Source organism: Bradyrhizobium sp. CCBAU 45394 (genome assembly GCF_028128655.1).
GTDB classification, from domain to species: domain Bacteria; phylum Pseudomonadota; class Alphaproteobacteria; order Rhizobiales; family Xanthobacteraceae; genus Bradyrhizobium; species Bradyrhizobium diazoefficiens.
Window position 1 is genome coordinate 314890 of sequence record NZ_LBIX01000172.1, and the last position, 23421, is coordinate 338310.

Consider the following 23421-nt stretch of genomic DNA (forward strand, 5'->3'; position numbering starts at 1 on the left):
ATGCGGCTGCAGGGGCGCACGGCCATCATCACCGGAGCGGGCTCGGGCATCGGCCGGGCCAGCGCAAAGCTGTTCGCGGCGGAGGGCGCGCGTCTCGCGCTGGTCGATCGCGATGCCGCGGGTCTTCAGGAAACGCTGGGCCTCGTGAGAGAGGCAACGGTGCATGTCGGGGACGTCGGCGATGCCGCATTGGCCGAGACTGTTGCCGGCGATGTCGTGGCGCGCCACGGCCGGCTCGATATCCTCATGACCGCTGCCGGCTTCTCCTGCGGCGGCACGGTGCTGACGACGAGCCCGGACGACTGGGACGCGGTGTTCCGCGCCAATGTCGGCGGCACCTGGCTGTGGGCGCGAGCCGCGGTGCCTCACATGCAGCGGCAGCAGAGCGGCTCGATCATCACGCTGGCATCGCAGCTCGCCATCGCCGGCGGCAAGGGCAACAGCGCCTATATCGCCGCCAAGGGCGCGATCGTGAGTCTCACGCGGACGATGGCGGTGGATTTCGCCACCGACGGCATTCGCGTCAACGCCATCGCGCCCGGCGCGATCGACACGCCGATGCTTCGCCGCAGCTTTGCCCGTCACGCCAATTCGGACGAGGTGCGCGAAGCTTCGCGCAACCGCCACGCCATGAAGCGGTTTGGCACGGCGGAAGAGATCGCGCAGACCGCGCTGCATCTCGCCAGCGACGCGTCGTCCTTCACGACCGGAACCGTAATGGTGGTTGACGGAGGCTGGCTCGCGGCATGACCGACGCGCTGGGAGAGCTCGAAGCTGACGTTCGCGCTGATCTCGCCATGATCGCGCATCCGGGCGCGGCATGGCTTGAGCCGAAGATCGGGCCTGATGGCAAACCGGCGCTGGACGTGCTCGTCGTCGGCGCCGGCCAATCCGGCATCGCCATCGGCTTCGGCCTCATGCGCTCCCGCGTCAGCAACATCCTGCTGCTCGACAAGGCCGAGGAGGGGAAGGAGGGTCCGTGGCTCACTTACGCCCGCATGCCGACGCTGCGCAGCCCCAAGGACTACACCGGTCCCGACCTCGACATTCCGAGCCTGACCTACCAGTCCTGGCACGAAGCCCGCTTCGGCAAGCAGAGCTGGCAAGAACTCGGCCTGATCGAACGCGGGCATTGGGCTGAGTATCTGCTGTGGCTGCGCCGCACGGTCGGCTTGCCGGTGCGCAACGCTTGCGAACTCCTGGAGATCGCGCCTGCGTCTGACGGCTTGCTCACCGCGCGAGTAAAACGGGCAGGAGAGGTCGAGACGCTCTACGCCCGCAAGATCGTGCTGGCGACGGGGCAGGAGGGGATGGGCGGCTGGATGATCCCGGAACCGCTCCGCCATCTGCCGTCAGGTTCGGTCGCGACCGTCGCCGACGACATCGACTTCGAAAAGCTGCGCGGCAAGCGCGTCGCCGTAATCGGCGCCGGTGCGTCCGCCTTCGACAATGCGGCGACCGCGCTGGAGGCTGGCGCCGCCGAGGTGCATCTGCTGTGCCGCCGTACGCAGATCCAGGTGATCCAGCCCTATCGGTGGCTGACCTTTCGCGGCTTCCTGCGTCATCTCAGCGATCTCGACGATGCCTGGCGCTGGCGCTTCATGCGCACCATCCTCGAAATGCGGGAAGGCTTTCCGCAAGCAACCTATGATCGCTGCGCGCGTCATGCCAATTTCACACTGCACGAGGGCGCGCCGGTCGAGGCGGCCCGGGAGACGGGCAAAGGCATCGAATTGCAGACGCCGCGCGGCGCCATCCGTGCTGATTTCGTCATCTGCGGCACCGGCATCGACATGAGCTTTGCCGGGCGCGGCGAGCTCGCTGCATTCGCCGGCAACATCGCGACCTGGGCCGACCGCTATCAGCCGCCTTCGAGCGAGCGCAACGAACGGCTCGGCCGCTTTCCCTATCTCGCCGACGATTACGCCTTCACCGAGCGTGTGGCAGGCGAGACGCCCTGGATTTCCGACATCCATCTCTTCGCCATCGCCTCCACCATGAGCTTCGGTCCGTCGGGATCGTCGATCAACGCGATGACGACGGCCGTCCCGAAGCTGGTCCACGGCCTGACGCGCGGCCTGTTTCGTGCCGATATCGCGCGGCACTGGGCTTCGCTCAGCGCCTATGACGTGCCGCAGGCCGTGGTCACGCGGCCGGCGCGAAAGACGGGGGAATCGCGATGATCATCCATGCGCCGCCGCGACGAAGCGTCCCCACGCGCGACCCGTGAGACTGGCGCGCAACTTGCTTGTTTCTTAACCTGCCTTGCTGGCGTTCTTGTCGAAATTCAGGGAAAAACGAATGCGTTTTGTGTCTTTCAGGCCGGCGTCCTCGATGCTTGCTACTGTCGCGCTTCTGCTCATCGCGAGCGCGCCCTCGCAGGCCCAAACCAGGGCGGAAACGCTGCGCTATGTGACCGGCGCATCCGTCAACACGCTCGATCCCAACATCCCCGGCTCGACGCGCGAGTCCTTCGCGCTGAGCATGAGCACTTACGACCGGCTGGTGGCGTTCGGCCGCAAGCAGCTCAACGGCAAATGGGTGTTCGATCTCGACACGATCACCGGCGAGCTCGCCGAATCCTACGACGTCAGTCCCGACGGGCTGAAGCTCACCTTCCGCCTGCGCAAGGACGCCAAGTTCCAGGACGGCTCGCCTGTTACGGCCGACGATGTGAAATGGTCGCTCGATCGCTGCGTCACCGCGCCGATCCTCGGCAAGGCGCAGCTCCTGACCGGCTCCTTGACGTCGGCCGATCAGTTCAAGGTGATCGATCCCCTCACCATCGAGGTGACGCTGCCAAAGCCCGACAAGCTCGCGCTGCCGAATTTGGCGACCGTCTATCCCATGATCATCAACTCGAAGGTCGCCAAGGAGCACGCGACCGCGGATGATCCCTGGGCCACCGCCTGGCTGAAGGAGCACACCGCCGGCAGCGGTGCCTACGTGGTCGAGACTTTCAAGCCGGGTGAGCAGGTGATCCTCAAGCGTGACGAGTCCTGGAACCGCGGCTCGGCCAACAAGCCCGCCTTCTTCAAGCGTGTGATCGTGCAGTCGGTGCCGGAGCCGGCGACCCGCGCCAACCTGGTCGAGCGCGGCGATGCCGACATCGTCGTCGATCTCCAGGCGAGCGACGTGCAGTCGCTCGAGGCCAAGGGCAAGCTCAAGGTGATCTCGACGCCGCAGTACAATGCGATCACCTTCGTCTCGATGAACAACCAGATCCCGCCCTTCGACAACGTCAACGTCCGCCGCGCCATTGCCTTCGCGCTGCCCTATGACGACATGTTCAAGGCTGCGCTGTTCGGCCGCGGCGCGCCGCTGTTCGGCGCGAGCTGGCCGGACGGCAAGCCTGTGAACGGCATCTATCCGTTCCAGGCGCCGGTGAAGACCGATCTCGACAAGGCCCGCGAGTATCTCAAGGCCGCCGGCCTTCCCGAAGGTTTTTCGACCACCTTCAGCTTCAATGTCGGCCAGGCCTCGACGGCCGAGCCGATGGCGTCGCTGGTGAAGGAATCGCTTGCGAAGATCGGGATCAAGGTCGACATTCAGAAGCTGCCGGATGCGCAGATGTCGACGCAGATCAACGAGAAGAAGCTGCCGTTCTTCACCGAAGGCATCGTCGCCTGGCTGCCGTCGACCGATTATTTCTACCGCAACTTCTATACCGGCAATCAGCGCTGGAACTACAGCTCCATCAACAATCCCGAGCTCGCCGCGATCGCGCAGGAAGCCCGCTTCGAGCCGGACAAGGCCAAGTACGACGACGACGGCCGCAAGCTCAACGCGATCCATTTCAGCGAGATGCCGCAGATTCCGCTGTGGCAGCCGAACCAGGACGCGGTGATGGCGTCGTCGATCGAGGGCTATACCTACGAGTTCCACCGCCAGGTGGATTACCGCGACGTCAGCCGCAAGTGAGATCGGCAAACAAGGGAGGCTCTGAAAGGTGATGACCGGTCTTGGCGCAACGATGATCCGGGCGGGCAGGCGGCTTCTGTCGTCGCTGCCGGCGCTGTTCGGCGTGCTGGTCTTCACCTTTCTTCTAATGCGCGTCCTGCCCGGCGACCCCGCGGTGTTCTTTGCCTCGGGGCCCAACGCCGGCAAGGAGGAGATCGAGCAGATCCGCAAGCAGATGGGGCTCAACAGGTCGGTGCCGGAGCAGCTCGTGTTCTATCTCTCCGACATCGGCCACGGCAATCTCGGCCGCTCCATGATGACGGGGCAGCCGGTGCTGAAGGATCTGCGCGAGCGGCTGCCGGCCTCGCTCGAGCTCACCTTCACCGCGCTGCTGATCGCGCTGATCGCGGCGGTGCCGCTCGGCGTCGTCGCGGCGCTGCGGCCGGGGTCGATCGTCGATCACGGCGTGCGGCTGTTCTGCGCGCTCGGCGTCTGCGTGCCGACCTTCGTGTCGGGCCTGCTGCTGATCTACGTCTTCTACTACCTGCTCGGGCTCGCGCCCGATCCCACGGGCCGGATTGACGTCTTCACCTCGCTGCCGCCGCAGCGCACCGGCTTCCTCTCGATCGATTTCCTGCTCGCAGGAGATTTTGAAGGCTGGTGGGCAGCTTGCAAGCAGCTGGTCCTGCCGGCGGTGAGCATGGCCCTGTTCGTGATCGCGCCGCTGGCGCGGATCACGCGCGCCTCGATGCTGGTTTCGCTCGGCAGCGATTTCGTGCGCACCGCGCGCTCTGTCGGGCTGTCGTGGCGCAAGGTGGTCGTCACCTATGCGCTGCGCAATGCGATTCTCCCCGTCATCACCATCGCCGGCATCGTATTCTCGACCATGCTGGGCGCCAATGTCCTGGTGGAGAAGGTGTTCTCCTGGCCGGGCGTTGCTTCCTACGCGCTCGATGCGCTCTTGTCCTCCGACTATGCGCCGGTGCAGGGCTTCGTGCTCCTGATGGCCAGCCTCTTTGTGCTGGTCAATCTCGTGGTCGATGTCTGCTACGGCATCGCCGATCCCAGGGTGTCGATCGAATGACCAGCGCAACCCTCCGCCATTCGGTCTGGATCCTGCGCGGCAATCCGCTTACGGCCGTCGCCGCGGCCGGCGTCCTTCTGTTCGTCCTCCTCGCGATCTTCGGCCCCTGGATCGTGCCCTATGATCCCGTGGTCTCCAATGTCTCGGAAGCGCTGCTGCCGCCAAGCGCGGCGCACATTGCCGGCACCGACCAGCTCGGGCGCGACGTGTTCAGCCGCCTCGTGATCGCGGCGCGGCTCGACCTTGCTATCGCGGTCTCCGCGGTCGGCATCTCCTTCGTGATCGGTGCCGTTGTCGGCTCGTTCTGCGGTTATGCCGGCGGCAGGCTCGACCGGGGCGTCGGCCGCTTCGTCGACGTGATGATGGCCTTTCCGCTGTTCGTGCTGGCGATGGCGATGGTCGCGGCGCTCGGCAACCGGATCGAGAACATCGTGATTGCAACCGCGATCATCAATCTTCCCTTTTACATTCGCTTCGCGCGGGCCGAGGTCAACGTCCGGCGCAATGTCGGCTGGGTCGAGGCCGCGCGCGCCTGCGGCGAGAGCCACTTTTCGGTGGTGCTGCGGTTTTTGTTGCCGAATATCCTGCCGGCGATGGCGGTGCAGATCTCGCTCAATCTCGGCTGGGCCATTCTGAATGCGGCGGGCCTGTCCTTCATCGGCCTTGGTGTCAAGCCGCCGACGCCGGAATGGGGCATCATGGTCGCGGAAGGCGCGCGCTTCATCTCGACCGGACGGTGGTGGCTGGTGGCCTTCCCCGGCCTTGCGCTGATGCTGGCCGTGCTCTGCTTCAATCTCCTCGGTGACGGGATGCGGGACATTCTCGATCCCCGCATGCGCACATGAGCAAGGAACTGCTCAGGATCGACGACCTCCACGTCTCGTTCTCGACGCGGCGCGGCATGGTCGAGGCCGTGCGCGGGGTCACGCTCACCGTCGAAGCCGGCGAGATGCTCGGCCTCGTCGGCGAGAGCGGCTCGGGCAAGTCGGTTACGGGGTTCGCAACGACAAGGCTGCTCGATGCCGCCGGCCGCGTCACCGGCGGCAAGATCCTGTTTCGCGGGCAGGATGTGACAAAACTCCGGGGCGACGATCTCCGTCAGCTCCAGGGCGCCGCGATGTCCATGATCTTCCAGAACCCGCGTGCGGCGCTCAATCCGATCCGGGCGATCGGCTTGCAGATCGCAGACGCGATCCTCACCCACAAGCGCATCTCGAAGGACGCCGCGCGCGCCGAGGCGCTGGAGCTGCTGCGCGCGGTCCAGATCCGCGACCCCGAGGTGCGGATGAACGCCTATCCGCACGAGCTCTCCGGCGGCATGTGCCAGCGCGTGATGATCGCGATCGCGATCTCCTGCAATCCCGCACTGCTGATTGCCGACGAGCCGACCACCGGCCTCGACGTCACCACGCAGAAGGTGGTGATGGATCTTCTGGCGGACATCGCCGCCGCGCGCGGCATGGCGACGATCCTGATCACGCACGATCTCGGGCTCGCGGCGCGCTACTGCCGTCGCATCGCGGTGATGGAGCGCGGACGCATCGTCGAGGAGGCCAGTCCCAGGACTCTCTTCACCACGCCGCAGCACGCCTACACCAGGCGCCTCGTTGCGGCATCGCCGACCGCGACGTCCCGGATCGAGGATCTCGTGACGGAGGAGGAGCGGGAAGGCTACGCGGCGGTTGTCAACATGCCGAGGCAGGAGCCCGCGCACGGTACGCCGCCGCTGCTGGAAGTGCGCAAGCTTGCCAAGCGTTTCGATCAGGGCTCCGCGGCGGTCGCGGATTTCTCGATGACGATGGCCGGCGGCGAGAGCGTCGGTCTCGTCGGCGAGTCCGGCTCGGGCAAGAGCACGACGTCGCGGATGATCTGCCGCCTGATCGATCCGAGCGAAGGCGACATCGTGTTCGACGGGCAGTCGATCGGTCATGTGGCATCGCGTGATTTTCACCGCTCGTCCTTGCGCAAAGACATTCAGATGGTCTTCCAGGACCCGAACGAGAGCCTCAACCCGCGCTTCACCGCCTTCGACTGCATCGCCCATCCGCTGATGCGGCTCGACGGCATGCGGGCGGGCGACGCGCTACGCGCGCGGGTCGAGGAATGCGCGGAGCGCGTGGGGCTGCCGCTCGATCTCTTGCCGCGCTTCCCGCACCAGCTCTCCGGCGGCCAGAAGGCCCGCGTCGGCATCGCCCGCGCCATCGCCTGCCGGCCCCGGCTTCTGGTGCTGGACGAGCCGACCGCCGCACTCGACGTCTCCGTGCAGGCGGTGGTGCTGCAATTGCTCGATCGCTTGCGCCGCGAGAACGACATCGCGCTGCTGTTCGTCAGCCACGATCTCAACGTGGTGCGCATGCTCTGTGATCGCACCATCGTGCTGCGCAATGGCGGCATCGTCGAACAGGGCGAGAGCCGGGCGCTGTTCGACAATCCGAAGACCGACTACACGCGCAAGCTGGTCGAGGCGATCCCGCATATCGAGATCGGGCCGACGCTGGCGGCGGCGCTTTGAGGTCTCGATCGACCAAAAGTGACGATGAGATCCCGCTGGCGAAGGCCTGGTTACTGGCATACCATTTGCACGCCAATGGGCTTCGGTTTCACTGCTCTTGGCCAATGATTGGCCGGCATCACGGCATTACTGGGAGGACTTCATGGATCGCAGGACCGTATTGAAGGGACTGGCTGGCGCAAGCGGCCTGGCATTGACGGGCGGCCTTTCGGCCCCGGCGATCGCCCAGGGTGCCGCGGCGCGCACCCTGCGCTTCGTGCCGCAGGCCAATCTCGCCAATTTCGATCCGATCTGGGGCACGCAATATGTCGTGCGCAACGCTGCGGCGCTGGTCTGGGACACGCTTTACGGCATCGATTCCTCGCTCCAGCCGCAACGCCAGATGGTGGAGTCCGAGGAAGTCACCGACGACGGTACGACCTGGACGTTCAAATTGCGGCCGGGGCTCAAGTTCCATGACGGCGAGCCGGTGCTGAGCAAGGACGTCGTCGCGAGCCTTACGCGCTGGTCGGCGCGAGATCCGATGGGGCTCATGATCAAGGCGCTTCAGCAGGAGCTGACGGCCGTCGACGATCGCACCTTCAAATGGGTGCTCAAGCAGCCCTTCCCGAAGCTGCTCTACGCGCTGGCCAAGAACAACTCGCCGTGCGCCTTCATCATGCCGGAGCGCATCGCGCAGACCGATCCGTTCAAGCAGATCACCGACTATGTCGGCTCCGGGCCGATGAAGTTCGCCAAGGGCGAATGGGTGCCCGGCGCGAAGGCGGTGTTCGAGAAGTTCGCCGACTACGCGCCGCGGCAGGAGAAAGCGTCGTGGCTGGCCGGCGGCAAGCAGATCATGGTTGACCGCATCGAATGGATCGTGATGCCGGATCCGGCGACCGCGGCCGCCGCCTTGCAGAACGGCGAGGTCGACTGGTGGGAAAGCCCGATCGCCGACCTCGTTCCGGTCCTGAAGAAGAACAAGAACATCAGCGTCGACATTGGCGATCCCCTCGGCAATGTCGGCTCGTTCCGCATGAACTTCCTGTATCCGCCCTTCAACGACGTGCGGGCGCGGCGCGCGGTGCTGATGGCAATGAGTCAGGAAGACTACATGCGCGCGATCGTCGGCGACGACACCGCGTTGTGGAAGCCGCTGCCCGGCTATTTCACGCCGGATACGCCGCTCTATTCCGAGGCGGGCGGCGAGATCCTGAAGGGCAAGCGCGATCTCGACGCAGCCAAGAAGCTGCTCGCCGAGAGCGGTTATTCCGGCCAGCCCGTGACGTGCCTCGTGGCGCAGGACCAGCCGATCACCAAGGCGCAGGGCGACGTGACCGCGGACCTCCTGAAGAAGCTCGGCATGAATGTCGATTTCGTCGCGACCGACTGGGGCACGGTCGGCTCGCGCCGTGCACAGAAGACGCCGCCGGGACAGGGCGGCTGGAACATGTTCCACACCTGGCATGCGGGCGCGGACTGCATCAACCCTGCGCCGTACACCGCCATTCGCGCCAACGGCGACAAGGCCTGGTTCGGCTGGCCCACCAGCCCCGGCACCGAAAAGGAGGTCGCGTCCTGGTTCGAGGCCAAGAACCTCGATGAGGAGAAAGCCGCCATCGGCCGCCTCAACAAGGCGGCGCTCGATGACGTCGTCTACGCGCCGACCGGCTTCTTCCTGAGCTACACCGCGTGGCGCAAGAACGTCTCCGGCATTACCAAGGGGCCGCTGCCGTTCTTCTGGGGCGTGTCGAAATCCGCATGATCGCGCGCTGAGGCCAGATGCTCTCCTACATCCTCCGTCGCATCGTCGCGACCTTGCCGGTGATGGCAATCGTCGCGCTGTTCGTGTTCAGCCTGCTTTACATCGCGCCGGGTGATCCGGCCGTGGTGATCGCGGGCGATCAGGCGAGCCCGGAGGATGTGGAGCGAATCCGCCAGAGCCTCGGTCTCGACCGGCCGTTCCTGATCCAGTTCGGAAGCTGGGTCTGGCGCATCCTGCACGGCGATCTCGGCACCTCGATCTTCACCAATCTGCCGGTCTCGACGATGATCGGGCAGCGTCTCGGACCGACGCTGTCGCTGATGATCGTCACGCTGCTGCTCACCATCGTGGTCGCGGTGCCGCTCGGCGTGGTGGCGGCGTGGAAAGCCGGCAGCCTGATCGACCGCGTCATCATGGGCTTTGCCGTGTTCGGCTTCTCGCTGCCCGTCTTCGTGGTCGGCTACATGCTTGCCTACATCTTCGCGCTCGAACTGGAATGGCTGCCGGTGCAGGGCTACACGCCGCTTGCCCAGGGCTTTTGGCCCTGGCTGGAGAACTTGATCTTGCCGGCGGTCGCGCTGGGCTGTGTCTACATCGCGCTGATCGCGCGCATCACCCGCGCCACCATGCTCGAAGTGCTGCAGCAGGACTATATCCGCACCGCGCGGGCCAAGGGCCTCGGGCAGGGCGGCATCCTGTTTGTTCACGCGCTGAAGAACGCGGCGGTGCCGATCGTCACCGTGATCGGGATCGGCATCGCGCTCCTGATCGGCGGTGCCGTCGTCACGGAAAGCGTGTTTGCGATTCCCGGCCTCGGCCGGCTCACGATCGATGCGATCCTGCGCCGCGACTATCCCGTCATCCAGGGGATCGTGCTGCTGTTCAGCTTCGTCTACGTCCTCGTCAATTTGATGATCGACGTCATCTATACGCTCGTTGACCCGAGGATTCGCTATTGACCGACACCACCGTCAACCCGCAATCGCTCCCGGCCGGTCTAGTCCTCGCGCCGCAACTGCCGGAGATCCTTCGGCCGGTCAAGATCCGGCGCGGCTTCATCGGCTTCCTGCGCGGTCATCCGACGGTCGCCATCGGCGGTGCGCTGCTGCTGACGCTGGTCCTGATCGCGATCTTCGCGCCTTATCTCGGAACGGTCGATCCGACCGCGCTCGCGCCAGCCAAGCGCACGCGCGCGCCGTCGGCGGACTACTGGTTCGGCACCGACGTGCTCGGCCGCGACATCTATTCGCGCGTGCTCTTCGGCGCGCGGGTCTCGCTCACGGTCGGCCTGTCGGTTGCGATGTTCGCGTCTGCGGTGGGCCTTGCCATCGGCATCGTCTCCGGCTTCATCCGCTGGGCCGACGGCATCCTAATGCGCTTCATGGACGGCTTGATGTCGATCCCGCCGATCCTGCTGGCGATCGCGCTGATGGCCTTGACCCGCGGCAGCGTCGGCAACGTCATCCTGGCCATCACCATCGCCGAGATCCCGCGCGTCTCGCGCCTCGTCCGCAGCGTGGTGCTGTCGCTGCGCGAGCAGCCCTATGTGGATGCGGCGGTGGCCTGCGGCACGCGCACGCCGATGATCATCCTGCGCCATATCCTTCCCAACACGCTCGCGCCCATGCTGGTCCAGGCGACCTACATTTGCGCCAGCGCCATGATCACGGAGGCGATCCTGTCCTTCATCGGTGCGGGTACGCCGCCCACCATTCCGTCTTGGGGCAACATCATGGCCGAGGGCCGCGCGCTGTGGCAAGTCAAGCCCTATATCGTGTTCTTTCCGGCGGCCTTCCTGTCCGTCACCGTGCTCGCCGTGAATCTGCTCGGCGACGGCCTTCGCGATGCGCTCGATCCGCGCATGGCCAAGAGCCTCTGATGTTGCGAGGCTGATCACGATGGCGCTGCTCGAAGTCGAAGACCTTCAGGCCCACTTCCGTACGCCCAGCGGCATCAACCGCGCGGTCGACGGCGTGTCCTTCCATGTCAACGAGGGCGAGACGCTCGCCATCGTCGGCGAATCCGGCTGCGGCAAGTCGGTGACCTCGATGTCGCTGATGCGGCTGATCCCGGAGCCGCCGGGCAAGATCGCAGGCAGCATCCGCTTTGCGGGCAGGGACCTCCTCAAGCTGTCCGACCGCGAGATGCGCGCCATCCGCGGCAACGACATCTCGATGATCTTCCAGGAACCGATGACGAGCCTCAATCCGGTCCTGACCGTCGGCCGCCAGATCCGCGAGACGCTGATGATCCACCAGGGCCTGGACAAGCAGGCCGCCGAGGCGCACGCGATCGAGATGCTGACGCTGGTCGGCATTCCCGAGCCGAAGCGGCGCGTGCGCGAATATCCGCACCAGCTCTCCGGCGGCATGCGCCAGCGCGTGATGATCGCCGTTGCGCTGGCGTGCAATCCAAAACTTCTGATCGCGGACGAGCCGACCACGGCGCTCGACGTGACCATCCAGGCGCAAATCCTCAAGCTGATGCTCGACCTCAAGAGCCGGGTCGGTGCTGCGATCATCCTGATCACGCACGATCTTGGCGTCGTTGCCGAGATCGCCGAGCGCGTCATGGTCATGTATGCTGGCCGCAAGGTCGAGGAGGCGCCGGTCGCCGAGCTGTTTCGCTCGCCCCGGCATCCCTATACGCAAGGTTTGCTCGGCGCCGTGCCGCGGCTTGGTTCGTCGCTGACGGGCACCGCGAGACGGCTGGCCGAGATTCCCGGGCAGGTCCCCGACCTGCGCAAGCCGATCACCGGCTGCGTCTTCGCCGGACGCTGCGCGCTCGCGACCGATCTCTGCCGCCAATATGCGCCGGGGCTCGAGGAGAAGGGCCCGCGCCATGTTGCGGCCTGTCACTACGCGGCGAAGGGAGCGGTCGCGGCATGAGTCCTCCTCTGCTCCAGGTCAACGACCTCAAGAAGCATTTTCCGGTCAACAAGGGCCTGTTCGTCCGCAAGTCCGAATGGGTGTATGCGGTCGACGGCGTGTCATTCGAGATCGCGCGCGGCGAGACGCTGTCGCTGGTCGGGGAGTCCGGCTGCGGCAAATCGACGGTCGGCCGCGCCATCCTGCGGCTGTTCGACATCACTTCGGGGCAGGTGATCCTCGACGGCCAGCGCATCGACGATGCCGCGCCGGCCACGATGCGCCAGATGCGCCGGCGCGTGCAGGTCGTGTTCCAGGATCCGTTCTCCAGCCTCAATCCGCGCATGCGCGTGCGCGACATTCTCGCGGAGCCGATCCGCAATTTCGGCCTCGCCAAATCCGCGGAAGATCTCGAGGTGCGCGTCACGTCTCTGATGGACACCGTGCGCCTGCCGCGCGAGGCGCTGAACCGCCGGCCGCACGAATTCTCCGGCGGTCAGCGCCAGCGCATCGGGATCGCGCGGGCGCTGGCGGCCGAGCCAGAGCTGATCGTCTGCGACGAGGCGGTCTCCGCGCTCGACGTCTCGGTCAAGGCGCAGATCGTCAATCTGCTCCAGGACCTCCAGCAGAAATTCGGCCTCGCGCTGCTGTTCATCAGCCATGACCTCGCCATCGTCGAGCACATGACCCATCGCGTCGCGGTGATGTATCTCGGCAAGATCGTCGAGGTCGCGCCGCGCCGGGAGATCTTTGCCGCGCCGAGGCATCCCTACACCAAGGCGCTGCTCTCAGCGGTGCCGCTGCCCGAGCCGGGCGCCCAGCGCAACCCGATCATCCTCGGCGGCGACGTGCCGAGCCCGATCAATCCGCCGAGCGGATGCCGCTTCCACACCCGTTGTCCATACGTGTTCGACCGTTGTCGCACGGAAGAGCCGGTGCTTCGGACGACTGGACCCGAGCAGTGGGTGGCGTGCCACCTCGACGAGGCACTAGAGGCACCATAAGTTTAGAGGCATGGCATGCGGGATTTCGCCAACACGCAGTGAATGCCCTTGTTGCCGTCGACCATCTGCGTGACCCGCAGGTCCGCGGCGATCGAGCAGAGCGTATAGGCATCCTGTGCGCCGAGGCCGCTGTGCTCGCGGATCAGCGCGATCATGTCGCGCAGCGCGGCCTTGGCCGCGTCGTCGAGATCCTCGTCAAAGCCCATGGTGATCCAGTCGGACGCCGTCTCGGCGCGGGGCGAGGTGAGGCGGAGATCGCGGCGGACGTGGAATTCGAAGGTGCCGGTGAGCGCCGCCTCGATCGCGGTCAGGCAGACTTCGCCGTCGCCCTGGAGCGCGTGGCCGTCGCCGGCGGAGAACAGCGCGCCCGGCACGAAGACCGGAAAATAGAGCGTGCTGCCGGCACCTAACTCCTTGTTGTCCATGTTGCCGCCGAAGGCCCGCGGCTCCTTCGAGGACAGCCGGCCCCAGGCGAGCGGCGGCGCGACGCCGAAATTGCCGAAGAAGGGGGCGAGCGGCAGCTCCTGGCCCCAGGGGAGCTTTGCGACGTTGCGCGCGCGGTCCAGCGGAATGTGGATGCGGCGGAACTCGGGGAAATCCTCAGGGAGAGTGCCGAGCGTCGGGACCTGGAGATTCCAGCCCCAATTGCAGCGCAGCTCGATGCTCAGCACGCGCACTTCGAGGACGTCGCCGGGCTCGGCGCCCTCGATGTAGACAGGCCCGGTGAGAAGGTGCGGCCCCGGACCGCGGAAGGCGCTTGCGAGCACCTCCGCATGTCCGGGCACGACATCAAAACCGAGCGACGGATCGGGCAGGTCGTCCGGCTCGCCCGAGAGCGTCTCGATGGTCACGCGGTCTCCGGATGCGATCCGGAGCACCGGCTTCAGCCGTCCGTCCCAGAGTCCCCACTGGACGTTTCCAGGAGTGGATCGCAGAATGTGGTCCATGCCTTCACCGGCCTGCGCTGCTCGCAACGATCGAGGAGGGCGACGTGACGTGCTTGCCCAGCGCCAGATAGACCAGCCCCGAGACCCCGATCCCGAAAAGCCAGCTCAGATCGGCTCCGCCCAGGAGGTTGATCGAGACCGGCCCCTGAAGCGCGCCGACCAGGCCGTCTTCCACCAGCCATCCGGCGACAAGGCCGGCGAAGAACGCGATCATGCCGGCCCAGTTGATGTCGCCATAGGCGCTGGTCTCCGGCGAGCGATAGAGCTCGGCGACGTCGATCTTGCCCTTCCGCTTGAGGAAGAAGTCCGCGAGCACCACGCCGGCCCACGGGCTCATCCACAACAAGAGGCTGATCATCCAGTTGTCGAACGCCTTGGCGAAGGACGGCGCGAAGATGAAGTACAGCGTGACCAGATAGCCGGCGACGCCAACGATGACGGTGAGCCAGAAGCGCGAGAACTTCAGCCCCGCGCTCAGCGCCGCCAGCGTCGCCGAGTAGACGTTGAGGATGTTGGTCGCGATCGGGCCGTGCAGCACCATCAGCAAAACGAGGATGCTGACCGGCCCGCCGAACACCGCGCTGACCATTTTTGCGGGATCGGTGTCCAGCGTGGTCGAGGCGATGGTCGCGCCGAGGATGCCGAGCCAGACCGTCGGCACGAACATGCCGACATAGCTGTACCAGAAGACGGATTTCGACGGCACGCTTTTCGGCACGAAGCGCGAATAGTCGGAGGCCCAGGTGACCCAGGAAATGCCCCAGCCGACGCCGATCGCGGTCATCAGCAGCGTCAGCATCGCCAGATGCGCGCCCGGCGGCAGCGAGGTCGTGAGGCTCCAGTTGACGACGCCGGGGCGCGTCCAGGCCAGCACGCTCATCAGCACCATGATGGCGATGGTGGGCGGCACCGTGTATTTCTCGAAGGTGCGGATCGCGTAGAAACCGTACACGCCGATCAGGACCTGCGCCGCCATCACCAGCGTGATGATGACGATCTCGATCAGCCAGGTGTCGGGCACGCCGAACTGGCCAAGGATTCCGATCGAAACCTTCACCGGGAAGTAGGTGTTCACGCCGATCCAGCCGAGCGTCATCACGAACATCAGGATGCTGGGCAGGTAGGCGCCGCGGACGCCGAACGCGGACCGGCTCAGCACCATCTGGTTGACGCCGGTCTTGTGCCCCATCACGGTGAAGGTTGCGAAGATCGCGCAGCCGACGATGTTCCCGAGCACGATGACCGCGATCGTCTCCATCAGCCCAAGCTTCAGGATGATCCCGAGCGCGCCGAGCGCCCAGTTGACCGGCGCGATGTTGGCGCCGGCCCAGATCCACATCTGCTGCGGTCCGGTCGAGTCCCGGTCCGCATCGGGAATTGGCTCGATGCTGTGAATATCAGCGCGAAGTTCGGAATCCGTCATGACATCCCCCAATACGAAGCACGCTTCGCATCGTTGCAGCATAAATCGTGCCATCGGTTGCGCAACCGCCGGAGCAGGGCGTGCGCCGATGCCGGATGCAATGAGGTTTGCGCCGGATTGTCATTGGAAATTCAAGCGTGCCCTGAACTCACGCGCGGGTTCGCCACCGTGCCCGCGAGACGCTGATCTCCTCCGCGCGCTTGCGGGCGGGAGGCAAAAGACGTTGCACGGTCGTGCAGCGGTACGATGATAAATTAAGCAGCCCCACCCAAAAGCGCAGCAGCCGCTTCTAATCGAATAGGGAAGCGGCGCTGTCGCGACTTGGGTTGCCGGCCACGATGCGCTGCATCATTTCGATGAAGAGCGCCTGTTCCCGCTCGCTCAAATCGCCGAGCGTCGCACGGTGCGCCCGTCGCGCCGCGCCTTCGATCTTGACCAGAAGCGCGGCGCCTTCAGGCGTCAATCGGCACAGGCGCGCGCGGCGATCGTCCTTGTTGATGGCGCGCTCGACCAGGTTCCGTGCAGCGAGCCGCTTCAGCGCACCGGTCGTCGTGGTCCGATCGAGGGCGATATCGGCCGCCAAAGTGGTCTGATCGGCGGTTTCGCGCACGGCTAGCGCCGAGAGCAGGCTGTATTGCAGCGGCGTGACCTCGAACGCGCCGCACGCTTCCTGAAACAGCGCGACGTGAATCTGGTGCAGCCGCCGGATCAGATAGCCGGGACGTTGCGACAATGGCCAGGGGCGGTGCTTGCCCCCGCTGCGACGCTTCTGTGCTTGCCGCAATGCACGCTCTCCCAACCCAAAAACTCCCTCGCGCTTAGCTCGATTCGAACGCGGCTGCCACCGCCTGATCATGGCATGATGCTTGCTTTTGTCAAAATACGAAGCATACTTCGTATTAAAATGCGAAGCATGCTTCGTAATCCGGGGCGGAGCAACCGCCTGCGCGGGACCGAGGAGAGCGTCATGTCAGTTACTGCCAGCTTCGACCTTCTGCTGCGAGGCGGTCGCGTGATCTGTCCGGCCTCGGGCGTGGACGGCATCAAGGACGTCGCCATCCGGGGCGGCAAGATCGCAGCGGTCGCGGCGGATATCCTGCCGACCAGCGCCAAGGAGGTCGTCGACGTCGGCGGCAAGCTGGTGCTGCCGGGGCTAATCGACACCCACGCCCATGTCTATCAATATGTCTCCGGCCGCTTCGGCATGAACCCCGACATGGTCGGCGTGCAGTCGGGCGTGACGACGTTGGTCGATCAGGGCGGCCCGTCCTGCATGACGCTGCCCGGCTTTCGTCATTTCATCGCCGAGCCCTCGGCCTCGCGCGTCTACGCCTTCTTGTCGGCCTATCTCGTCGGCGGACTGGAAGGACATTATTATCCGCAGCTCTATAGCCCCGACGGCGTCGACATCGATGCGACCGTCAAGGCGGCGACGGCCAATCTCGACATCGTGCGCGGCATCAAGGCCCATGCCGAGATCGGCGGCTTCGCGCGCTGGGGCATCCGCGTCATCGAGATGGCGGCGGAGATCGGCAAGCGCGCCGATCTGCCTGTCTATGTCCATTTCGGCCAGCTCTGGGGCCTGCCCGAGAGCGGCGCCAATGGCGAAGATGCCGACACCATCCTCACGCGTGTGATCCCGCTCTTGCGCGAAGGCGACGTTCTCGCTCATCCGTTCACGCGCCACCCCGGCGGCTTCGTCAACCGCGAGGGCGAGGTGCATCCGGTGATCCAGGCGGCGCTCGATCGCGGCCTGAAGGTCGATGTCGGCCACGGCAGCCATTTCTCGTACCGGCTTGCGAAGAAGGCGATCGCCGCCGGCATCATTCCGACCACGCTCGGCGCCGACATCCACGGCTACAACACCCATGTGCCCGCGCCGGCCGGAACGCCCGACGAGCACGAGGACGAGGAGAACCATCCCTTCGCGGGGCAGGCCAAGTTCAGCCTGGTCCAGGCGATGAGCTCGATGATGGCGCTCGGCCTGTCGCTCGAGCAGGTGGTGCCGATGGTCACCGCCAATCCGGCCAAGATGCTCGGCCGCAGCGCGGAGATCGGCGCGCTCAAGGTCGGCATGGATGCCGACGTCTCCGTGCTCTCGGAGAAGAAGGGGCGCTTCATCCTGAAGGACAACGAGAACAACGAGGTGATCGCCGAGCGCCTGCTGCAGCCGGCCTTCTGCCTGCGTGCCGGCACGCGCTTCGACGCGGTCGCCCCGATCCTGCCGCAGGCCGTCGCGGCGTAAGGCCGGGCGGTGAAGGAGGGCGCGGAGTTGCGCAACGAGCGAGAGTTTCCTTCTGGAAGGTCCGGGCAGGGCGTCGGCGTGCGCCTGCCGCGGAAGGAGGACGACCGCCTGATGCGCGGCCGCGGCCAGTTCGTCGCGGACATCAGGCTTAGCGGCCTTCAGGACGTCGCCTTCGTGCGCAGCCCGCTGGCGCACGCACGCATCCGCGCCATCCACGTGCCCGAGCGCCATCGTGGCAGCGTCTTCACGGCGGCGGACCTCGTCGGCATCAAGCCAATCCGCGCGGTATCTGGATTGCCGGGCTTCAAGATCTCGGAGCAGCCGGTGCTCGCCACCGGCAAGGTGCGCCAGGTCGGCGAGCTCGTCGCCATGTGTCTTGCGCCGACGCGGGCTGAGGCCGAGGACATCGCGGCCTCCGTGACGCTGGATCTGGAGGAGCTGCCCGCGGTCTATGACATGCTGAAGGCGCGCGAGCCCGGTTCGGGGCTGGTGCACGAGCATTGGGGCGACAACGTTTTCCTCGAGACCAACTTTGAGGTCGATATCTCCGCCGCGCTCGATGCGCCGATCAAGGTGACGCGCGAGATCTCGACCGCGCGGCAATGCATGTCGCCGCTGGAAGGCCGCGGCGTGGTCGCGACCTTCGACCGCCGGCTCGACCAGCTCACGCTGCATTCGGCGGCTCAGATGCCGCACATCACGCGCAGCGGCCTTGCCGAATGCTTGGGCATGGAGGAGGGCCAGATCCGCGTCATCTCGCCCGATGTCGGCGGCGGTTTTGGCCACAAGGGCATTCTGCTGCCTGAAGAGGTCTGCCTGTCCTGGCTGACCATGCAACGCGGCCACCCCGTGCGCTGGACCGAGGATCGCCGCGAGCATCTCGTCGCCAGCTCCAATTGCCGCGAGCATCATTACAAGATCACGGTCTATGCTAACAGCGACGGGACCTTGCGCGGCATCGATTGCGAGGCGACGGTCGATTCCGGCGCCTACTCGTCCTATCCGTTCTCCGCCTGTCTCGAGGCCGCGCAGGTCGCGAGTATCCTGCCCGGTCCGTACAAGATGCCGGCCTATCGCTGCCGCACCTTTTCGGTTGCCACCAACAAATGTCCGATCCTGCCCTACCGGGGCGTCGCGCGCACCGGCGTCTGCTTTGCGCTGGAATTGATGCTCGACCTCGTCGCGGTGGAGGCCGGGCTCGAGCCCGGCGAGGTGCGACTGCGCAATCTGGTGCGCCCCGAACAGATGCCGTTCGACAACATCACCAGGAAGCATTTTGACAGCGGCGATTATCCGGAAGCGATGCGCCGCGCGCTCGCCGCGATCGATGTCGACGCCATCCGCGCGAAGCAAAAGCAGGGCGGGGCAGATAGCCGCCGCATCGGCGTCGGCGTCTCCATCTATTGCGAGCAGGCGGCGCACGGCACCTCCGTCTATTCCGGCTGGGGCATCCCGATGGTGCCGGGCCACGAGCAGGCATCGGCACGGCTGACGCCGGATGGCGGTCTCGAGCTGCGTGTCGGCGTGCATTCGCATGGGCAGGGCATGGAGACGACGCTCGCCCAGGTCGCGCATGAAATGCTGGGAATAGACGTCGCAAAGATCCGCATCATCCTCGGCGACACCGCGATGACGCCCTATTCGACCGGCACCTGGGGCTCGCGCTCGATGGTGATGGCGGGCGGCGCGGTGGCAACCGCCTGCCGCGAGCTCGGCGAACGTGCGAGGCGCATCGGTGCCAAACTGTTGCAGCATGATCCGGCATCGGTCGTGTTGCAGAATGGCGAGGTGCGCGGCGTCAATGGCAGCGTCAGCCTCCGGGCGATCGCCCACACCTGGTATCGCCGCCCGCAGGATCTGCCGGCCGATGTCGATCCCGGCGGGCTCGAGGTGACGCAGGGCTACAAGCCCGTGCGCGACAGCGGGACGTTCAGCTACGCCGCGCATGCGGCCGTCGTCGCGGTCGATCCTGATCTGGGCGAGGTGGAAATCCTCGACTACGTGATCGTCGAGGACGGCGGCGTGCTGGTCAATCCGCTGGTGGTCGACGGCCAGATCTATGGCGGTCTCGCGCAGGGCATCGGCACCGCGCTCTACGAGGAGATGCCGTTCGACGCCTCCGGCCAGCCGCTAGCGACGACGCTGGCCGACTATCTGCTTCCCGGCGCGACCGAGGTTCCGGCGGCGCGCCTCGATCACATGGAGACGCCGTCGCCCTATACGCAGTTCGGCGTGAAGGGCATCGGCGAGGGCGGTGCCATCGCGCCGCCGGCCGCGATCGCCAATGCCGTCAACGACGCGCTGCGGCCACTCGGTGTCGAGCTGATGCAGTCGCCGATCACGCCGCATCGCGTCGTCGCGGCCGTACTGGCCGCTCGCGCGACTGAGAGGAGCGCGGCATGAAACCGGCGCCCTTCGCTTACGAACGCCCGCGCGATCTCAATTCGGCGCTGTCGATGCTGGCAGCGGCAGGCGGATCGGCGAAGATCATCGCCGGCGGCCAGTCGCTTGGGCCCATGCTCAATCTGCGGTTGGTGCAGCCGGAGCTGATCGTCGACATCTCCGGGCTTGCCGAGCTCAAGCGCGCGGTGGTGTCCGGCGGCGAGCTCGTGCTGGGTGCCCTGGTCACCCATGCCGATATCGAGGACGGCCGCACCGCCGACGTGACGCGTGGCGCGATGCGCGGCGTCGCGGCCAACATCGCGTATCGCGCCGTGCGCAACCGCGGCACGATCGGCGGCTCGCTCAGCCATGCCGATCCCGCCGCGGACTGGATTTCCGCGCTCGCGGCCCTAGGTGCGCAGGTGACACTGCGCAGTCTTGCCGGTGCGCGCACGATGGCGATCGAGGCGTTTGTCGTCGGTGCGCTGGAATCGGCGTTGCACGCCGGCGAAATCGTCGAGGCGATTCACGTGCCGGCCCGCGCGGCCTCCGCGCATTGGGGCTATGCCAAGAGCTGCCGCAAGACCGGCGAGTTCGCCCATGCCATTGGTGCGGTCCTGGTCGACCCGGCCACCGCCACCGCGCGCATCGTGATCGGTGCGATCGATACGGCGCCGATCGTCGTGACCGATGCCGCCGGGTTGTTCGGCGGCCGGATTGCGGCCGACTACAAGCAGCGTTTCGACATCCGCGTCGTCGACGCTCTTCTGATGAAGGCCGGCATCGACGATGCCGCGCAGCGCCATATCCATGTCAGCGTGTTGAAGCGCGCCGTCCTGGAGGCCGCGGCATGAACACGGTCTCGCTTCAGGTCAACCGGCGTGCGGTGGAGGTCTCGGCCGAGCCGCGCACCAGCCTTGCCGATTTCGTGCGCGAAAAGCTCGATCTCACCGGCACCCATCTCGGCTGCGAGCATGGCGTCTGCGGCGCCTGCACCGTGCTGCTCGACGGCGTGCCGGCGCGCTCCTGCATCACCTATGCGGTGGCCTGCGAAGGCGCCGACATCACCACGATCGAGGGCCTCGACGAGGACGAGGTCACGACCGAGTTGCGCGCCGCCTTCACCCGGGAGCACGCGCTGCAATGCGGCTATTGCACGCCCGGCATGCTGGTCTCCGCGCGCGACCTGGTGTTGCGCCTGCCTGACGCCGACGAACGGCGCATTCGCGTCGGCCTCAGCGGCAATCTCTGCCGCTGCACCGGCTATGTCGGCATCGTGCGCGCCGTGCAGTCCGTGATCGGGGCGAGGCGTGCGCGCAACATTGCGCCGCAGGCCGACGGTGGCCGGACCAGTCTCGGCCCCGCCGGATCGGGGCGAGCCGCACCCGATCAAGATCGGCAGTCGCTGCAGCCTACGCGACAGGCGTTAGCGCCGGTGTCAGAGAGTGCTGCACCGGGCAGAATTCCCGACTTCACGCCAGCGACCGTTCTCGATCAGCGCTTCTCGCTGCCGTATCTACCGGCGAAAGTGTTCGCGATGTTCGATGATATCGCGGGTATTGCAGCCTGCCTTCCCGGCGTATCGCTCACGGCGCCGCCAAGGCCCGAGCGTGTCGAAGGCGTGATTCGCGTCAGGCTCGGGCCGATCGCAGCAAGCTTCGAGGGGGCCGCGCGCGTCGAACGCGATCCCGCGACGCTCTCCGGCCGCATTGTCGGCATCGGCACCGACCAGCGCAGCCATTCGGCGACGCAAGGCGAAATCCGCTATCGCCTGATCCCGCTCGATGGCGGCGCGGCGACCTCCGTCGACCTGTCGATCGGCTACACGCTCACGGGCATGCTGGCGCAGGTCGGCCGGCCGGGCCTCGTGCGCGATCTCGCCAGACGCCTGGTCGCTGAGTTCGCGGGAAATCTCGACCGCCACATGTCGGGCGCGCCGTCGGGGCAGGCCGCCCCCGCGGAGCTCAGCTTCTGGTCGCTTGCATCAGACGTTTTGCGCGCTCGGCTCGCGCGCATGTTTGGCCGCGTCTTCACCGGAAAAGGTGGCGCGGAATGATCGGCGCGCTCGCGCCGCGGAGTGACGAAGCCTGGACTGGCATAACGATCAACAGCGTTGGATTTGGAGAGACAACATGACACGAGCACTCGGACTGGTCGGGACAATCGCGCTGGCGACGGCCCTGGTCGGCGGCGCCGTACAGGCGCAGACCATCAAGATCGGCGTCAACGAACCGCTCACCGGCGCGTTCGCGGCCTCCGGCACCTACGTCGTCAACGGCGCCAAGATCGCCGCCGACGAGATCAACGCCAAGGGCGGCATTTTGGGCAAGAAGATCGAACTGGTGATCGAGGACAACAAGAGCAACCCGACGGAAGCCGCCGCCGTCGCGGAGAAGCTCATCACCAGCGACAAGGTGCCGGTGCTGATGGGCGCCTGGGGCTCGAGCCTGACGCTCGCGGTGATGCCGAAGCTGATGGAATACGAGACGCCGATGGTGGTGGAGACCTCGTCCTCGGGCAAGATCACGACGACCGGAAATCCCTTCATCTTCCGCATCTCGCCGCCCTCGGCGGTCGAGGCCGCGGCGTTCAAGGGCATCGTCGACAAGCTCGCCCTGAAGAAGGTCGACTTCCTCGTCATCAACAATGACTGGGGCCGCGGCACCGCCGAGGACTTCAGCAAGATGATGAAGGACAAGGGCATCAGCATCGGCCTCGTCGAGACGATGGACCAGGGCGCGCAGGACATGAGCGCGCAGCTGTCCAAAATCAAGAGCTCGGAGTCCGAGACGGTCATCGTCACGACCGCCGTCGACCAGTTGACGCTGATCTTCAAGCAGGCTGCTGCGCTGGGCCTGAAGAAGCGCATCATCACCACCGGCGGCTCGCAGAACCCGGACCAGATCATCGCGCAAGCCGGGGCAGCCGCCAACGGCACCATGCATCTGACCACCTTCCTGCCCTGGTTCCCGGACAAGACGCCGAACCCGGAAGCGACCAACTACTTCATCACGGAATGGAAGAAGCGCGGCTTCGAGTTCGCCGGCTGCACCGAGAGCTTCCGCGGCTATGACGGCATCCGCACCGCGGCGGCCGCGATCGAGAAGGCGGGCAAGGCCGAGCCGGCCGCGATCAAGGCGGCGCTCTGGGATATCAACATCAAGGGGCTGAACGGCGACATCGTGTTCCGCAAGTCCGGCCCCGAGGGCAAGGAGAGCGGGCAGAGCCAGCCGAACGTCTATCTCATCGAGATCAACGACGGCAAGGTCAGGATGAAGACGCTCTAACGCGTTTCTTCGCGGGCGAGGGC

The 23421-nt window shown here is 66.0% G+C and carries 19 protein-coding genes; 16 read left to right on the forward strand and 3 right to left on the reverse strand.

The genetic code is table 11. From position 1 onward, the window contains the following. The 11 genes from WN73_RS31055 to WN73_RS31105 all read left to right on the forward strand — a co-directional run bounded on the left by WN73_RS31055 (position 1) and on the right by WN73_RS31105 (position 13114). Positions 1-750 (forward strand): SDR family oxidoreductase, encoded by a 750-nt coding sequence (locus WN73_RS31055; protein ID WP_011086119.1) that lies wholly within the window; start codon positions 1-3, stop codon positions 748-750. Then, the gene (locus tag WN73_RS31060) at positions 747-2183 is read left to right on the forward strand and encodes an NAD(P)-binding domain-containing protein (RefSeq protein WP_028172069.1); all 1437 of its coding nucleotides are present in this window, start codon (positions 747-749) and stop codon (positions 2181-2183) included. Before WN73_RS31055 ends, WN73_RS31060 begins: the two co-directional genes overlap by 4 nt. Positions 2184-2301: 118 nt before the next feature. Continuing rightward, entirely contained in the window at positions 2302-3921 is a 1620-nt protein-coding gene (locus tag WN73_RS31065) for an ABC transporter substrate-binding protein (protein ID WP_028172068.1), read from the forward strand. Positions 3922-3949: 28 nt separating this feature from the next. Further along, positions 3950-4984: an ABC transporter permease gene (locus WN73_RS31070; RefSeq protein ID WP_028172067.1), complete on the forward strand. Its 1035-nt coding sequence runs from the start codon at positions 3950-3952 to the stop codon at positions 4982-4984. Then, positions 4981-5829: an ABC transporter permease gene (locus tag WN73_RS31075; RefSeq protein ID WP_028172066.1), complete on the forward strand. Its 849-nt coding sequence runs from the start codon at positions 4981-4983 to the stop codon at positions 5827-5829. Before WN73_RS31070 ends, WN73_RS31075 begins: the two co-directional genes overlap by 4 nt. Beyond that, complete coding sequence (nikE, locus tag WN73_RS31080; protein ID WP_028172065.1) at positions 5826-7496, forward strand: nickel ABC transporter ATP-binding protein NikE; 1671 nt, start codon at positions 5826-5828, stop codon at positions 7494-7496. Before WN73_RS31075 ends, nikE begins: the two co-directional genes overlap by 4 nt. A gap of 142 nt (positions 7497-7638) precedes the next feature. Next, positions 7639-9243, forward strand: a complete 1605-nt coding sequence (locus WN73_RS31085) for an ABC transporter substrate-binding protein (RefSeq protein ID WP_011086125.1) — start codon at positions 7639-7641, stop codon at positions 9241-9243. A 17-nt stretch (positions 9244-9260) separates the two neighbouring features. Next, entirely contained in the window at positions 9261-10202 is a 942-nt protein-coding gene (locus tag WN73_RS31090) for an ABC transporter permease (RefSeq protein WP_027548944.1), read from the forward strand. After that, positions 10199-11122: an ABC transporter permease gene (locus WN73_RS31095; protein ID WP_011086127.1), complete on the forward strand. Its 924-nt coding sequence runs from the start codon at positions 10199-10201 to the stop codon at positions 11120-11122. Before WN73_RS31090 ends, WN73_RS31095 begins: the two co-directional genes overlap by 4 nt. Positions 11123-11141: 19 nt before the next feature. Continuing rightward, positions 11142-12131 carry an ABC transporter ATP-binding protein gene (locus WN73_RS31100; RefSeq protein ID WP_028172064.1) on the forward strand — a complete coding sequence of 330 codons (990 nt, stop codon included), beginning with the start codon at positions 11142-11144 and terminating at the stop codon, positions 12129-12131. Continuing rightward, entirely contained in the window at positions 12128-13114 is a 987-nt protein-coding gene (locus WN73_RS31105) for an ABC transporter ATP-binding protein (protein ID WP_028172063.1), read from the forward strand. The genes WN73_RS31100 and WN73_RS31105 overlap by 4 nt, the downstream gene beginning before the upstream one ends. 2 nt (positions 13115-13116) lie before the next feature. Here WN73_RS31105 and WN73_RS31110 read toward each other — a convergent pair whose 3' ends face one another. From WN73_RS31110 to WN73_RS31120, 3 genes are all read right to left on the reverse strand, one after another. Continuing rightward, positions 13117-14061 carry an acetamidase/formamidase family protein gene (locus WN73_RS31110; protein ID WP_028172062.1) on the reverse strand — a complete coding sequence of 315 codons (945 nt, stop codon included), beginning with the start codon at positions 14059-14061 and terminating at the stop codon, positions 13117-13119. Between the two features lie 4 nt (positions 14062-14065). Then, positions 14066-15484, reverse strand: coding sequence for a cytosine permease (locus WN73_RS31115; protein ID WP_038966001.1), 1419 nt, complete (start codon positions 15482-15484; stop codon positions 14066-14068). Between the two features lie 289 nt (positions 15485-15773). After that, positions 15774-16268 carry a MarR family winged helix-turn-helix transcriptional regulator gene (locus WN73_RS31120; RefSeq protein ID WP_028172060.1) on the reverse strand — a complete coding sequence of 165 codons (495 nt, stop codon included), beginning with the start codon at positions 16266-16268 and terminating at the stop codon, positions 15774-15776. 183 nt (positions 16269-16451) lie between these two features. Here WN73_RS31120 and WN73_RS31125 point away from each other — a divergent pair, with 183 nt between their 5' ends. From WN73_RS31125 to WN73_RS31145, 5 genes are all read left to right on the forward strand, one after another. Beyond that, positions 16452-17729: an amidohydrolase/deacetylase family metallohydrolase gene (locus WN73_RS31125; protein WP_028172059.1), complete on the forward strand. Its 1278-nt coding sequence runs from the start codon at positions 16452-16454 to the stop codon at positions 17727-17729. 9 nt (positions 17730-17738) lie between these two features. Further along, positions 17739-20132 carry a xanthine dehydrogenase family protein molybdopterin-binding subunit gene (locus WN73_RS31130; RefSeq protein WP_039184158.1) on the forward strand — a complete coding sequence of 798 codons (2394 nt, stop codon included), beginning with the start codon at positions 17739-17741 and terminating at the stop codon, positions 20130-20132. Next, positions 20129-20965, forward strand: a complete 837-nt coding sequence (locus tag WN73_RS31135; protein WP_028172057.1) for an FAD binding domain-containing protein — start codon at positions 20129-20131, stop codon at positions 20963-20965. The genes WN73_RS31130 and WN73_RS31135 overlap by 4 nt, the downstream gene beginning before the upstream one ends. Then, a complete protein-coding gene (locus WN73_RS31140) occupies positions 20962-22167 on the forward strand; it encodes a xanthine dehydrogenase family Fe-S subunit (RefSeq protein WP_028172056.1) in 1206 nt (401 codons plus the stop codon). The genes WN73_RS31135 and WN73_RS31140 overlap by 4 nt, the downstream gene beginning before the upstream one ends. Positions 22168-22243: 76 nt before the next feature. After that, positions 22244-23398 (forward strand): ABC transporter substrate-binding protein, encoded by a 1155-nt coding sequence (locus WN73_RS31145; RefSeq protein WP_271556062.1) that lies wholly within the window; start codon positions 22244-22246, stop codon positions 23396-23398. Positions 23399-23421: the final 23 nt, after the last annotated feature.

Excerpts from the sequence above, each read along its gene's own strand:
- WN73_RS31145 (WP_271556062.1), top strand. The coding sequence starts at position 22,244 with ATGACACGAGCACTCGGACTGGTCGGGACAATCGCGCTGGCGACGGCC.
- WN73_RS31085 (WP_011086125.1), top strand. The coding sequence starts at position 7,639 with ATGGATCGCAGGACCGTATTGAAGGGACTGGCTGGCGCAAGCGGCCTG.
- WN73_RS31140 (WP_028172056.1), top strand. The coding sequence starts at position 20,962 with ATGAACACGGTCTCGCTTCAGGTCAACCGGCGTGCGGTGGAGGTCTCG.
- WN73_RS31075 (WP_028172066.1), top strand. The coding sequence starts at position 4,981 with ATGACCAGCGCAACCCTCCGCCATTCGGTCTGGATCCTGCGCGGCAAT.
- WN73_RS31055 (WP_011086119.1), top strand. The coding sequence starts at position 1 with ATGCGGCTGCAGGGGCGCACGGCCATCATCACCGGAGCGGGCTCGGGC.
- WN73_RS31125 (WP_028172059.1), top strand. The coding sequence starts at position 16,452 with ATGTCAGTTACTGCCAGCTTCGACCTTCTGCTGCGAGGCGGTCGCGTG.
- WN73_RS31060 (WP_028172069.1), top strand. The coding sequence starts at position 747 with ATGACCGACGCGCTGGGAGAGCTCGAAGCTGACGTTCGCGCTGATCTC.
- nikE (WP_028172065.1), top strand. The coding sequence starts at position 5,826 with ATGAGCAAGGAACTGCTCAGGATCGACGACCTCCACGTCTCGTTCTCG.
- WN73_RS31115 (WP_038966001.1), bottom strand. The coding sequence starts at position 15,484 with ATGACGGATTCCGAACTTCGCGCTGATATTCACAGCATCGAGCCAATT.
- WN73_RS31105 (WP_028172063.1), top strand. The coding sequence starts at position 12,128 with ATGAGTCCTCCTCTGCTCCAGGTCAACGACCTCAAGAAGCATTTTCCG.
- WN73_RS31110 (WP_028172062.1), bottom strand. The coding sequence starts at position 14,061 with ATGGACCACATTCTGCGATCCACTCCTGGAAACGTCCAGTGGGGACTC.
- WN73_RS31065 (WP_028172068.1), top strand. The coding sequence starts at position 2,302 with ATGCGTTTTGTGTCTTTCAGGCCGGCGTCCTCGATGCTTGCTACTGTC.
- WN73_RS31090 (WP_027548944.1), top strand. The coding sequence starts at position 9,261 with ATGCTCTCCTACATCCTCCGTCGCATCGTCGCGACCTTGCCGGTGATG.
- WN73_RS31100 (WP_028172064.1), top strand. The coding sequence starts at position 11,142 with ATGGCGCTGCTCGAAGTCGAAGACCTTCAGGCCCACTTCCGTACGCCC.
- WN73_RS31135 (WP_028172057.1), top strand. The coding sequence starts at position 20,129 with ATGAAACCGGCGCCCTTCGCTTACGAACGCCCGCGCGATCTCAATTCG.